This is a genomic window from Immundisolibacter sp. (assembly GCF_014359565.1).
In the GTDB taxonomy this organism is placed as follows: Bacteria; Pseudomonadota; Gammaproteobacteria; order Immundisolibacterales; family Immundisolibacteraceae; genus Immundisolibacter.
In genome coordinates this window covers 16129-28842 of the sequence record NZ_JACIZD010000015.1, presented here as the reverse complement: position 1 = coordinate 28842, position 12714 = coordinate 16129, and the positions used below count along the sequence as shown (strand labels likewise).

Genomic DNA, 12714 nt, shown 5'->3' with positions numbered 1-12714 from the left:
TGCGCGCCCCTTGCATGGGGCCATAGCTCAGCTGGGAGAGCGCAACACTGGCAGTGTTGAGGTCGGCGGTTCGATCCCGCCTGGCTCCACCAAATCCCCTCCGCCGCGGGTGCCTCCCCGCCCGGCCGTCTGCAAGTCCCCATCGTCTAGAGGCCTAGGACACTGCCCTTTCACGGCGGCAACAGGGGTTCGAATCCCCTTGGGGACGCCATTTCAAGCGACGATTTGCAGGCATGGTGCTGGCACCTGACTGCTATGAAGCGCCATATTCCGCCGCCCAAAACCCACGGCCAGTAGAGCCAGGATATTAGCCAACCAACTCAGATGGTCGGGCACTGGCGGGCGTATTGCTCGCCTGCGGCGCGAGTTCCCCATCCGCGGGGCGGGGAACGCTTGCCTTTGTGGACCCTCAGATTCTGCGTTGCCAGTTCATCCCCGCGAGTGCGGCGAACGCGCCTGATACAGCAGCCGATCCGACCGCGCGCCGCCCGGCTGGCCGGCGGAATAGAGCCGCACACCGGCTTCGCCGATCCACACCAGCAGGGTGCCGACGCGGGCGGCGCGCGTGACCGCAGCATGGGAAACCCGCGCGCCGGGCTCCAGCATCAGGCAGGCCACGCCACCGACCGGAAGGCGTGCGCACGCCGATGACATGCACTACCACGAAGGCGCCATCGAGCACGTCGAGCTGGCCGCGCTCGATGTAGAGCACGGACAGGCGCTCTTTGATCGGAATGGGGCGCAGCGGCGGCAGCAGGTCAGCCGCGGGTCAGCCGCCGTGACCGCGTGACTTCGCCACAAAACGCACACCGGGTAGATCTTCGAAATCGGCATCCTGGGTCCACAGCAGCGCGCCAAAGCTGCGAGCGGTGGCGTAAATGACCGAATCGGCAAGCGCGAGCCGATGTTCCACACCCAAGCGCGCTGCCGAAAGCGCTAGTACGGAATCCAGCTCGACCACCTGCCCCTGTCGCATCAGCGCCACTGCTTGAAGGGCATCGCCCTCCCCCCGTTGCTGCAACACGCGCTTGAAGACCTCCAGCAGGGATAGCGTCGGGACAACCAACTGTTCCGTATCGAGGATCGCCGACGCAAAGAACGTGGCATTGGGTCCATCGGCGAAATACTCCAGCCAGCCGGACGAATCGACCAGGTTCATACCCGGTCGGCTTCCCGCGGCACGTCCGTGTCGATGCCGCGCAGGAAGCCGCGTGCCGCGCGCATATCCTGCACCGGGACGAACTCCGCACGCCCCTCGTAGACGATCACGTCGAGCTTCTGCCCCGGCTTGATTTGCAGCGACTCCCGCACCGCCTTGGGAATCACCACCTGATATTTTTCGGACACGGTCACCGTCGTCATACGAAACTCCTATCGATGCCAGATCGGTAGATCATATCTGGGCATCGCTACAGCAACAACGACGGGCGCAAATGGGCATGTGGTCAGCACCGCCGCACCAGCAGCAGCCCGCAGCGGTCTTTGCGGGGCCCGGACAGGTCTGTGGGGTGCCCGCAATCAAGCCATCACCCCAGACCCACCGTTCCAGCCGAGATGCGTGGCGAGTCGCTTGGAACCCCCAGGGCTCCATCGGTCGTAGCCAGACCCAACGCGCAAAAATTGGATATAAGCACACATAACGACGCCTGCAAAGTGGACAGACGATCGTCACCGTACATGGGAGGGGTCTTATTTCCTGAGACTGCGCACGGCGTCGCGAAAATTTATTTTTGCCGGATGACGGGGCGGAACCGGGGAGATGCCCCGGCCGGGCGCCGCAACGATCGGCCAGCATAGAGGCACAAGGGTGGCGGCTGGGCGTGCCGGTTGTTGGCAGCCCAGCTCCTGCACCGCAACTGCCTGTTACGCCAGCGCCTTGCTGACCACCTCGTAGACGTCTTTGGACAACTGCGCCGCCGCCAGGCGTTCCAATTGCGCGCGCATCAGGGCCTGCCGGCCGGGCTCGAAACGGCGCCAGCGGGCAAAGGCCTGCACCAGGCGCGCCGCCAGCATGGGATTGAAGGCATCGATGGCCAGCACCTGATCGGCCAGGAAGGCGTAGCCGGACCCATCCGCCGCATGAAAGCGCGCCGGGTTGCCGTGCACGAAGGCACCGACCAGGGCGCGCACGCGGTTGGGATTGCGCGGTGCGTAGGCCGGGTGGTTCAGCAGGGCCTTCACGTCGTCCAGTGCCTGCAGGCGGCGCGAGCCGGCCTGCACGCTAAACCAGCGGTCCAGCACGATCGCTTCGCCCTGCCAGCGCTGGTAGAAGGCGGCCAGCGCCTGTTCGCGCTCGGGCGCGTCCAGCTGGGCCAGCAGTGCCAGCGCCGCGTTGCTGTCGGTCATGTTGTCGGCCGCCTGGAACTGCGTCAGGCACAGGACGGCGCCGATGTCGTCCAGTTCCGCCAGGTAGCCCAGGCACAGGTTGCGCAGGCTGCGTCGGCCGACCTGGGCGCCCTCGAACTGATACGGGCCGGTCGGCGCGAGAGCCTTGTAGCGCTCCAAAAGCGGCTCGCGCAGGGCCTGCGCCAGCGCCAGGCGCAGGAAGCGGCGGACCTCGTGGATGGCCTGTGGGTCAACCACGTCCAGTTCGCCGGCGATGAAGGTTTCTGACGGCAACGTCAGCAGCTCGGTCACGAGCGCCGGGTCGAGACTCGTGTCGGTCAGGCAACGCTGGACTGCGGCCAGCAGCCCGTCATCCAGCCACAGGGCCTCGCCCTTACCGTGCGCCGCCAGCAAACGGCGTATCAGGCGCAGGTATAGCAGCTGGCCGGCATCGTAGCGGGCGCAGGGATCAGTATCGTGCGCCAGCAGGTGCGCGAGCTGCACATCGTCGAAATCGATTTGCAAGCGAACCGGCGCCGAGAAGCCGCGCAGCAGCGAGGGCACCGGCGGCGCCGGAATGTCTTCGAACACGAAGGTCTGTTCGGCTTCGCGCAGTTGCAGTACGCGCTGCGTGCCGGTGGCCGTGGCCTCCCCTTCCAGACGCAGCGGCAGCTCGCGCCCGTCCGCAGCCAGCAGACCGAGTGCGACCGGAATCGGCAGCGGCTGCTTGTCGGGCTGCCCCGGCGTCGGCGGCGTGTGCTGACTCAGCGTCAGGTAATAGCGCTGCGCCGAAGGGTCATGGCGATGCTGCACCGTAAGCTGCGGCGTGCCGGCCTGGCGGTACCAGCCCATGAAGGGCTCCAAGTCCACGTCATTGGCATCGGCCAGCGCAGCGACGAAGTCCTCCACCGTCACCGCCTGCCCGTCGTGGCGGGCGAAGTAGCAGTCCATGCCACGCCGAAAGCCCTGCGGCCCGAGCACGGTATGCAGCATACGCACCACCTCGGCGCCCTTCTGGTAGACGGTGCTGGTGTAGAAGTTGTTGATCTCGACGTAGGCCTGCGGCCGCACCGGATGCGCCAGTGGCCCGCCGTCCTCGGCAAACTGCACGGTGCGCAGGTTGCGCACGTCGGCTATGCGCTTGACCGCCGGCGAGCCCATGTCGGCCGAGAACTGCTGGTCGCGGAACACGGTGAGGCCTTCCTTGAGCGACAGCTGGAACCAGTCGCGGCAGGTGATGCGGTTGCCGGTCCAGTTGTGGAAGTACTCGTGCGCGATGATGCCCTCGATGTACTGGTAGTCCAGATCCGTGGCGCGTGACGGCTCGGCCATGACGTACTTGGCGTTGAAGATGTTCAGGCCCTTGTTCTCCATCGCCCCCATGTTGAAGTCGTCCACGGCCACGATGTGAAACACGTCCAGGTCGTACTCGCGCCCGTACACGCGCTCGTCCCAGGCCATGGCCTTTCTCAGCGCCGCCATGGCATGGCCACACTGCGCCACATAGGCCGGTTCGGTGTGGATGTACAGCTGCACCGTGCGCCCGCTGGCCGTGACGAAGGTGTCGGTGAGGGCTTCGAGTTGGCCGGCCACCAGCGCGAACAGATAGCAGGGCTTCGGGAACGGATCGTCGAAGGTGGCGTAATGGCGCCCGTCGGGCAGTTCGCCCTCGGCCACGCGGTTGCCGTTCGACAGCAGCAGCGGATAGGCGCCGCGGTCGGCCCGCAGCGTGGTGGTGAAGCGGGCCAGCACGTCCGGGCGGTCCGGAAAATAGGTGATGCACCGAAAGCCCTCGGCCTCACACTGCGTGCACAGCATGCCGCGCGAGGTGTACAGCCCCTCCAGCGCGCTGTTGGCGGACGGGTCGATCTCGACCTCGGTTTCGATGCACACCGCATCGGGCAGGCCGGGGATGGTGAGCGTGTCGGCGGTGACCTCGTACTCGCTCGGGCGCATGGGGTAGCCGTCGCGACTGACCCGGCGCAGCTTCAGTCCCTGGCCGTCGAGCACCAGCGGCGCGTCGCGCTGGCCGGATGGGTTGCGGCGCAGTTCCAGCCGGCTGCGCACGCGCGTGCGAGCCGGATCGAGATCGAATTCGAGCTGCGCGGAGCCGACCAAGAATTCCGGCGGGCGGTAGTCTTTCAGTTCGATGGCACGGGGGGCGGCGTCACGCATGGGGGAAAGCTCGGATGAAATGGTGGGGCCATTGTCGACACGGGCCGGGGCCCGCGGCAACCGGCGTGGAAAAATCACCGTCCCGCCGCAGGCAACGGTAAGCTGGGCGGCGCTTCGACCACCCCATCAGGCACGCATGTCCGCACCATCACGCGCCGCGCTGTTCGATCTTGACGGCACACTGCTGGATTCCATCCCGGCGTTTCTTGCCATCACCCGTCGCGCCTGCCGCGAGCTGGGCTGGCCGCAGCCGGCGCCCGGCTACATTCGCGAGGTGATGACGCTGGGCCGCTCGCCCATCGAGGCCTTGCTGGGGCCGGTTGCCGATGCCGACGCCCGACACCGCGCGTTGAGCGCCGCCAGCCAGAACCTCTGGAAGGACGTGTTCGCCGCGGAAGCGCGCCTGTTTCACGACACGCTGCCGGTGCTGCAGCGGCTGGCGGCCACGGGCTGGCGCCTGGGCATCGTCACCGACTCGAATCACTTCGTGGTCAGCCGGCTGACCGAAGCGCCCGGCTGCCCGCCGATCGACGTCATCGTCACGCGCGACGAGGCGCCGGCCCGCAAGCCCTCGCCCAGCGGCATCGCGCTTGCCCTGCAGCGGCTCGGGCTGGCGCCCGAGGCCGCAATCTACGTCGGCGACAACCCGATCGACATCAAGGCCGCCCACGGCGCCGGGGTGCGGGCCTTTGGCATCACCACCGGCGCTTCGCGGCGCGAGGATCTGCTGCCGCACAACCCATATGCGGTGCTCGATTCGCTGACGCAGCTGCACGCGCACCTGGCCGAGACGGCTCCCGCGCCCACGGTGCGCGGTGAACTGGTCAGCGGACTTGGTGAGGCGAGCGGCTTTCTTGCCATAAGCTGGGTGCGCGAGGCCATCGAAGCCCGGCTCGGCGGCCCGTTCTACCCCGGCACCGTCAACCTCGCCGCCGACCCGGACAGTGCCGTGCTGGCGGTGGGCCTGCGCCACGACGTACGGCTGAAGCGCTTCGAACTTGCCGCGCGCGATGGCTTTTGCCCGGCGCTGCTGCACGCGGTGGAGCTGACGCACCGCGCCATGCGCACCCCGGCGCTGCTGCTGTGGCCGCAAGTACCCGGTTACCCGGACGACAAGTTCGAACTGATCTGCCCCATTCCGCTGCGCACCCGCTGGGCGCTGACCGACGGCGCCGTGCTGGACGTGCGCTACCTGACCCTGGAGGAATCCTGGCCATGAACCTGCCCGAGCTGAGCATCGACGACCTGGCCCGGCTGCGCCTGCAGGAATGTCAGGGCACGCTGATCGGCGGCCTCAAGGTGGCCTGCGGCCTTGGCATCAGCGCCGAGGAATTCGGCTTTCGGATGATGATGGAGCAGGGCATCAACTGGAGCCGCTTGAGCGGCGACCTGGAGCGGATCGCGCGCATCTTTTACGAGCACTACCAGGTGACCTACGGCTTCGGAGGCGCGCTGCAGGTCAGCACCGAAAACGGCACGCTGTGCTTCCAGATGCCGCCTGTCGAGGCTGCCGCAGCCGGGCAGCTCGCGCATTGGCAGATGCCCGCCGCGGCCTTGCAGGACATGAATCGCGGCTTCTGGCGGGCGCTGACCGAAAACGCCGGCATTACCGCGCAGCTTGAATTCGGCCCCGACCGCCATGTGGTGACGGTGCGCCGAGGCTGAGCGGTTTTTATAGCCTTATTTGACGACGCGCAGCTTCGGCCGCTCGGGCGCCGGCGGTTCGGGCGCACTGGGCGGCGTGTCCGTTTCGTCGGTCGGGAAGGTCATGCCCTGGCCATTTTCGCGCGCGTACACGGCCAGCACGGCGGCCATCGGCACCCACACCTCGCGCGCCACGCCGCCGAAGCGGGCGCCGAACGACACATGCTCGTTGGCCAGATCACGCCGCCCGGTGGCCCGGGCCGCGATGTTCAGCACGATCTTGCCGGCCTTGACGTGCTCCTGAGGCACGCTCACACCCGGCAGGGTGGCGTCGACCAGGATCTGCGGCGTCAGGCCGTTGTCCTCCATCCACTGGACCATGCCGCGCAGCAGGTACGGCTTGGCTGACGGCAGCTTTTCCTCCATTGGCACGCCGTCAGGCAGACGGGCCGTGCCGCATCTCGAATTCCTGCTCGGTCAGGCTGCTGCGAAACGCCGGCCGGGCGAACATACGCTCGGCATAGCGCAGCATCGGCCGCGCGGGGGGCGGCAATTCGATGCCGTACACCGGCAGGCGCCACAGCAGCACCGACAGCGCGCAGTCGACCAGGGTCGGCCCCTCGCCGAACACGAACTCGTGCTGCTGGAACAGCGGCGCAATCGAGGTCAGGCCGTCGCGCAGGGTCTTGCGGGCGCCGGCGACGTCGGATTTTTTCTCCTGCTCCGTCAACGTCCGGTGCAGGCTGAACCAATCCCGATCGATACGCCACAGCATCAGCCGCGCCTGGGCCCGCTGGATCGGATCCACCGGCATCAGTGGCGGGTGCGGGAAGCGCTCGTCCAGGTACTCCATGATGATCGCGGAGTTGTAGAGCACCAGACCGCGATCGACCAGCACCGGCAGCTCGCCGTAGGGATTGAGCTCGCGCAAATCCTCCGGCATCGCCGCCGGGTCGACCGACTCGATCTCGATCGAGATGTCCTTCTCGCACAGCACCAGCCGGGTGCGGTGGCTGTGGGGGCACACCACACCGGCGTAGAGCTTCATGTTACGGATGCGTTCGGTGGTGAAACCGTCGGCATCGTTGCCGTAATCCAGCGGCTCGACCTTGGGCGCGGCCTTGGCTGAGGCGGACTCTTTCTTGGGCGTTTTTGAGGACAAGGATAAATCCTGAATCAGTGAACATCACGCCAGTATTCGTGCTTGACCATGTAGGCCAGGCCGGCGAACACCAGCAGGAAAAGCAGAACCTTGACGCCGAGGCTGTAGCGGACCAGCTTGGCAGGCTCGCCCATGTAGACCATGAAATTGACCAGATCGCGCACCACGGCATCGTATTCGGCAGGCTTGAGCGTACCTTCCGCAACCGGCTTCAGGTGCCCGTCCTGCAACGCCTGCGTGCCCTGCAAACCGGCCAGCACATGCGGCATGGCAGCATTCGGGAACACCGTGTTGTTGACGCCAAACGGCCGCGTCGGGTCAAGGTAGAAGCTGCGCAGATAACCATACAACCAGTCCGCGCCGCGCGAGCGAGCGGCCAGGGTCAGATCCGGCGGCGCCTGACCAAACCATTTGGCGCCGTCCTTCTTGCCCAGTGCCACGTGCATGGCCTGGTTGACGTCGCCGCCGTTGAAGACCATGTTGGCCTGCACCTGCTCGGGCGTCAGCCCAAGGTCCTGCGCCATGCGCGAGTAGCGCATGAACTCGGCACTGTGGCAGCTGACGCAGTAGTTGACGAAGGTGCGCGCGCCGCGCTGCAGAGCCGCCCGGTTGGACAGGTCGGTCTTGAAACCCGGCAGCGCCGCGCCGTCGGCGGCCACGCCAAGCAACGGTGTGGCGCCCAGCAAACACGCCAGAATCAGTTTTCTCATTTTGTCGTCACCCTGTCCGGAACCGGCTTGGTACGGTCGATCCTGGTGTAGATCGGCATGGCGAGGAAGAACAGGAAATACAGCACCGCCAGTACCCGCGCGATCAGCGTGTACAAATCCGACACCGGCTGAGTGCCCAGATAGCCCAGGCCGATGAAGCTGACCACGAAGATGGCCAGCGCGATGCGGTTCAGGATTCCGCGGTAGCGGATCGACTTGACCGGGCTGCGATCCAGCCACGGCACCAGGAACAGCACAAAGATGGCCGCGCCCATCGCCACCACGCCCAGGAACTTGTCCGGCACGGCGCGCAGGATCGAGTAGAAGGGCGCGAAGTACCACAGCGGCGCAATGTGCGGCGGCGTGACCATCGGATCGGCCGGCTTGAAATTGTCCGGCTCCAGGAACTTGCCCCACATTTCCGGCACGAAGAACACGATGGCGGCAAAAATGATGGCGAACACCGCCAGGCCCCAGATGTCCTTGACCGTGTAGTACGGGTGGAACGGGATGCCGTCCAGCGGTTTGCCGTCGGCGCCCTTCTTTTTCTTGATCTCGACGCCGTCCGGGTTGTTCGAGCCGGTCTCGTGCAGCGCGATGATATGGAAGAACACCAGCGCGATGATCAGCAGTGGTACCGCCGCCACATGCAGCGCGAAGAAGCGGTTCAGGGTCGGGTCGCCGACCGCAAAGTCACCGCGGATCCACAGCGACAGGCCGTCGCCGATGATCGGTATGGCGCCAAACAGCGAGATGATCACCTGCGCGCCCCAGTACGACATCTGGCCCCACGGCAGCAGGTAGCCCATGAAGGCCTCGGCCATCAGCAGCACGTAGATGACCATGCCGAACAGCCACACCAGCTCGCGCGGACCCTTGCCGGAGCCGTAGATGATGCCGCGGAACATGTGCAGGTAGACCACTACGAAGAACATCGACGCACCGGTCGAGTGCAGGTAGCGGATCAGCCAACCCCAGTTGACGTCGCGCATGATGTACTCGACCGAGGCGAACGCCAGATCCTCGGACGGCTTGTAGTGCATCGTCAGGAAGATGCCGGTAACGATCTGCAATACCAGCACCGCCAGCGCCAGCGAGCCGAAGAAGTACCAGAAGTTGAAATTCTTGGGTGCGTAGTACTGACCGATGTGGTCGTCCCACCAGTCGAAGATGGGGAAACGGTCGTCGATCCAGCGCGCCAGACCCGAACTGCGATTGGCCATTACGCGGTCTCCTGATCTTCGCCGACGACCAAGCGGGTATCGCTCAGGTACTTGTGGGGCGGCACGGCCAGATTGAGCGGCGGCGGCACGCCCTTGAACACGCGCCCGGCGAGGTCATAGCGCCCACCGTGGCAGGGACACAGAAAGCCGCCCTTCCAGTCGGCGCCAAGGTCGGCCGGGGCCACCTCCGGCCGGTATTTGGGCGAACAGCCCAGATGCGTGCACACGCCAATCAGCACCAGATACTCGGGCTTGATGGAACGGTCGGCGTTCTTGGCGTAGGCCGGTTGTTCGGATTCGTGCGAATCCGGATCGCGCAGCGCGTCAGCCGACACCTTGGCCAGGTTGTCGAGCTCCTCCTGCGTGCGACGCAGGATCCACACCGGACGGCGCCGCCACTCGATCACCATCAGCTCGCCGGGGCCAAGCTTGCTGATGTCGACCTCCACCGGCCCACCGGCCGCCTGCGCCTTGGCGCTGGGCTGCATGCTCGAGATGAACGGCACCGCCATGGTAGCCAGACCCACCCCTCCCACCGCCCCGGCCGTGCCGGCCAGCAGCCGACGGCGCGCGGGATCAACCGCATCGTTTGCCATAGATCACGATCCCCCTGAAGGCGGGCCAGCGTTGCCCGCGATAAGCTGCAAGCCCAGGAATGCGAGCGGTGCGCGCCGCCTTGGGGAAGCGGCGGCCGGCAAGACTCGTCCGGGGCAAGTGAAAAAGCCGCGGTATTGTGCCAAACACGGCGCCGCAGCGCCAAACCGGACCATGACCTGGGTGCCACCGTGCCGGTCGCGGCTGCTAGGATTGCCGCCCCTCACGGAGACCCGACATGGCAAGCAGCCGCAATTTGCGCCGTTATCTACTGCAGGCGGCGGCCTTCGGCCTCGTGGCAGGATTGGCGATCAGCGTGCTGTGGCCACGCCCCCGACTTGACTCGGCGCCGCCTGCCGGCGATCCGGCGGCGGTGACTGCCCCCGTGGCACATACCGAACCCACCGCAAACAGCTTTGCCCCGGCCGTGGAGCGCGCCGCGCCGTCGGTGGTGAACATCTACAGCACCAAGGTCATCACCCGCTCGTACAACCCGCTGCTGGACGATCCGGTGTTCCAGCGCTTCTTCGGTCGTGCGCCGGTGCCGCGCCAGCGCCTGGAATCGAGCCTCGGTTCGGGCGTGGTGCTCGACCGCGACGGCTACATCGTGACCAACCATCACGTCATCGCCGATGCGGACGAAATCGAGGTGGCGCTGCGCGACGGGCGCAGCGCCCACGCCAGGCTGATCGGCAGCGATACGCTCACCGACCTGGCGCTGCTGCGCATCGACCTGGCGCAAGTGCCGGCCATCGCGCTGGGTGACGATCAGCAGACACGCATCGGCGATCTGGTACTGGCGATCGGCAACCCGTTCGGCGTCGGCCAGACGGTGACGCTGGGCGTGGTCGGGGCGGTTGGCCGCGAAGCGCCCGGCATCAGCACGGTCAGCGACTTCATCCAGACCGATGCGGCCATCAATCCGGGCAATTCCGGCGGCGCGCTGGTGAATTCGGCCGGCGAACTGATCGGTATCAACACCGCCATCTACAGCCGCAGTGGCGGTTCGGAGGGCATCGGCTTTGCAGTGCCGGTCAGTACGGTGCGCCAGATCACCGCGCAGCTGCGGGAACACGGCGAAGTTCCCCGCGGCTGGCTGGGGCTGGAATTACAGGAACTGACGCCGCAGCTTGCCGCCTCCCTGGGTCTGGAGGACACCGGCGGAGCGCTGGTGGCGGGCGTCTATCGTGGCTCGCCGGCGGCCCGCGCCGGCGTGCAGCCCGGGGACCTGCTGGTGGCGCTCGAAGGGCGCACATTTCAGCGCGCCCGCGACGCGCTGGCCGCGCTGGCCACGCTGCCCCGCGAACAGGAAGTCAGACTCACCCTGCAACGTGGCGGACGACGCATCGAGACGCGCGCGACGACCATCCGCCAGCCGGACTGAATGCCCTTCTCGCCGGGATGTCGGCGCAGACCGCTACAGCAACAGCAGCGTCGCCAGGCCCAGAAAAATGAAGAATCCGCCCGAATCCGTCAGCGCCGTGATCATGACCGAGCCACCGAGGGCCGGATCGGCGCCCAGGCGGATACGCAGCATCGGAATCGCCACGCCGGCAGTGGCCGCCAGCAACAGATTCAGGGTCATGGCGGCGGTCATCACCAGGCCAAGCGAGGCGTTGCGGTAAAGCAACCACGCCAGAAGCCCCAGCAGGCCACCCCAGATCAGGCCATTGATGCTGGCCACGCCCAGTTCCTTTTTCAGCAGCCGCATGAAGGCGTCCGGCGTCACCTGCCCGGTGGCGCTGGCACGCACGATCATGGTGATGGTCTGGTTGCCGGAGTTGCCACCGATACCGGCGACGATGGGCATCAGGGTTGCCAAGGCCACCAGCTTTTCGATCGAGTCCTCGAACAGGCCAATCACGCGCGAGGCAACGAACGCCGTCACCAGATTCACCGCCAGCCACGACCAGCGGTTGCGGACCGAATCCCAGACCGAGGCAAAGATGTCCTCGCCCTCGCGCAGACCGGCGCGCGCCAGCAGCTCGGCCTGGCTTTCCTCGCGAATGAAGTCGACCACGTCGTCGACTGTCAGCCGACCGACCACCCGCCCCTGCCCGTCCACCACCGGCGCCGAGATCAGGTCGTAGCGCTCGAAGGCCTGTGCCGCTTCGCCGGCGTCATCCTGCGGCTCGAAGCTGATCACCCCGTCACGGGTCATGACCTCGCCCACCGAGTGGTCGGGGTCGTTGATCAGCAGCGCCTCCAGCGACAGCAGGCCCTTCAGGTGTGCCTCGCGGTCCACCACGTACAGCGCGTCGGTGTGATCCGGCAGGGCATCGAAGCGGCGCAGGTAGCGCAGGACCGCCTCCAGGCTGACGTCCTCGCGCACACTGACCAGGTCGAAGTTCATCAGCGCACCGACCGAGTCCTGCGGGTAGGACATGGCCGCGCGCAACTGCTCGCGTTCGGTCAAGTCCAGCGACTGGAACACGTCCTCGACGACCTGCGCCGGCAAGTCGGGCACCAGGTCGGCCAGTTCGTCCGCGTCCAGCGACTGCGCTGCCGCACGCAGCTCGGCCGGGTCCATGGCCTCGATCAGCGATTCGCGAATCGCATCCGAGACTTCGATCAGGATCTCGCCGTCGCGCTCGGCCTTGACCAGATCCCAGACAAAGCGCCGGTCATCGAGCGGCAGCGCTTCCAGAATGAAGGCGATATCGGCCGGATGCAGGCTGTCGAGGCGCTCCTGCAGGCTCGCCACATGCTGCTTGTGGACCAGGCTCTCGACCAGGTCGTGGCGCGGCATGTCCTGCCGGTGCACGAGGTTTTCGACCAGCCGGTGACGCGCCAGCAGTTCCTGCACCTCACGCAGGTGCTGCTGCACGTCGTCGGGGGCCGGACTGACGGGTTCGGTCATGGTGGCGTCGGCTCGAAGTGA

Annotated in this window: 13 protein-coding genes, 2 tRNA genes and 1 pseudogene; 6 read left to right on the top strand and 10 right to left on the bottom strand. The window is 66.5% G+C overall.

Annotation, left to right across the window (positions count from 1 at the left end):
* Positions 1-16 precede the first annotated feature (16 nt).
* Positions 17-92, top strand: a tRNA-Ala gene (locus H5U26_RS12720).
* A gap of 43 nt (positions 93-135) precedes the next feature.
* Positions 136-211, top strand: a tRNA-Glu gene (locus tag H5U26_RS12715).
* 239 nt (positions 212-450) lie between these two features.
* Here H5U26_RS12715 and H5U26_RS14980 read toward each other — a convergent pair.
* A pseudogene (locus H5U26_RS14980) lies at positions 451-712 on the bottom strand (subtype I-E CRISPR-associated endonuclease Cas1); the annotation flags it as partial.
* Here H5U26_RS14980 and H5U26_RS12705 point away from each other — a divergent pair.
* Positions 653-790 carry a hypothetical protein gene (locus H5U26_RS12705; RefSeq protein WP_290620267.1) on the top strand — a complete coding sequence of 46 codons (138 nt, stop codon included), beginning with the start codon at positions 653-655 and terminating at the stop codon, positions 788-790. The pseudogene H5U26_RS14980 and the gene H5U26_RS12705 overlap by 60 nt on opposite strands.
* Here H5U26_RS12705 and H5U26_RS12700 read toward each other — a convergent pair.
* The 3 genes from H5U26_RS12700 to pepN all read right to left on the bottom strand — a co-directional run bounded on the left by H5U26_RS12700 (position 770) and on the right by pepN (position 4500).
* Positions 770-1159, bottom strand: coding sequence for a type II toxin-antitoxin system VapC family toxin (locus H5U26_RS12700; protein ID WP_290620265.1), 390 nt, complete (start codon positions 1157-1159; stop codon positions 770-772). The genes H5U26_RS12705 and H5U26_RS12700 overlap by 21 nt on opposite strands.
* Positions 1156-1362: an AbrB/MazE/SpoVT family DNA-binding domain-containing protein gene (locus H5U26_RS12695; protein WP_290620263.1), complete on the bottom strand. Its 207-nt coding sequence runs from the start codon at positions 1360-1362 to the stop codon at positions 1156-1158. Before H5U26_RS12695 ends, H5U26_RS12700 begins: the two co-directional genes overlap by 4 nt.
* Before the next feature lie 501 nt (positions 1363-1863).
* Positions 1864-4500, bottom strand: a complete 2637-nt coding sequence (pepN, locus tag H5U26_RS12690; RefSeq protein WP_290620261.1) for an aminopeptidase N — start codon at positions 4498-4500, stop codon at positions 1864-1866.
* 136 nt (positions 4501-4636) lie between these two features.
* Here pepN and H5U26_RS12685 point away from each other — a divergent pair, with 136 nt between their 5' ends.
* Positions 4637-5719 (top strand): HAD-IA family hydrolase, encoded by a 1083-nt coding sequence (locus H5U26_RS12685; protein WP_290620258.1) that lies wholly within the window; start codon positions 4637-4639, stop codon positions 5717-5719.
* Positions 5716-6165 carry a hypothetical protein gene (locus tag H5U26_RS12680; protein ID WP_290620256.1) on the top strand — a complete coding sequence of 150 codons (450 nt, stop codon included), beginning with the start codon at positions 5716-5718 and terminating at the stop codon, positions 6163-6165. Before H5U26_RS12685 ends, H5U26_RS12680 begins: the two co-directional genes overlap by 4 nt.
* Before the next feature lie 15 nt (positions 6166-6180).
* Here H5U26_RS12680 and H5U26_RS12675 read toward each other — a convergent pair whose 3' ends face one another.
* The 5 genes from H5U26_RS12675 to petA are packed head-to-tail and all read right to left on the bottom strand — an operon-like array spanning position 6181 to position 9835.
* Positions 6181-6570: a ClpXP protease specificity-enhancing factor gene (locus tag H5U26_RS12675; RefSeq protein WP_290620254.1), complete on the bottom strand. Its 390-nt coding sequence runs from the start codon at positions 6568-6570 to the stop codon at positions 6181-6183.
* 10 nt (positions 6571-6580) lie between these two features.
* Entirely contained in the window at positions 6581-7306 is a 726-nt protein-coding gene (locus tag H5U26_RS12670; protein WP_290620252.1) for a glutathione S-transferase N-terminal domain-containing protein, read from the bottom strand.
* Between the two features lie 14 nt (positions 7307-7320).
* Positions 7321-8016, bottom strand: a complete 696-nt coding sequence (locus H5U26_RS12665; protein WP_290620250.1) for a cytochrome c1 — start codon at positions 8014-8016, stop codon at positions 7321-7323.
* Positions 8013-9239 carry a cytochrome bc complex cytochrome b subunit gene (locus tag H5U26_RS12660; protein ID WP_290620248.1) on the bottom strand — a complete coding sequence of 409 codons (1227 nt, stop codon included), beginning with the start codon at positions 9237-9239 and terminating at the stop codon, positions 8013-8015. The genes H5U26_RS12665 and H5U26_RS12660 overlap by 4 nt, the downstream gene beginning before the upstream one ends.
* On the bottom strand, positions 9239-9835 hold the full coding sequence (gene petA / locus H5U26_RS12655; RefSeq protein ID WP_290620246.1) for a ubiquinol-cytochrome c reductase iron-sulfur subunit: 597 nt from the start codon (positions 9833-9835) through the stop codon (positions 9239-9241). Before petA ends, H5U26_RS12660 begins: the two co-directional genes overlap by 1 nt.
* A gap of 383 nt (positions 9836-10218) precedes the next feature.
* Here petA and H5U26_RS12650 point away from each other — a divergent pair, with 383 nt between their 5' ends.
* Entirely contained in the window at positions 10219-11217 is a 999-nt protein-coding gene (locus tag H5U26_RS12650; protein ID WP_290620244.1) for a trypsin-like peptidase domain-containing protein, read from the top strand.
* Positions 11218-11250: 33 nt separating this feature from the next.
* Here the strand turns inward: H5U26_RS12650 and mgtE are convergent, their stop codons facing one another.
* Positions 11251-12693, bottom strand: a complete 1443-nt coding sequence (mgtE, locus tag H5U26_RS12645) for a magnesium transporter (protein ID WP_290620242.1) — start codon at positions 12691-12693, stop codon at positions 11251-11253.
* Positions 12694-12714 lie beyond the last annotated feature (21 nt).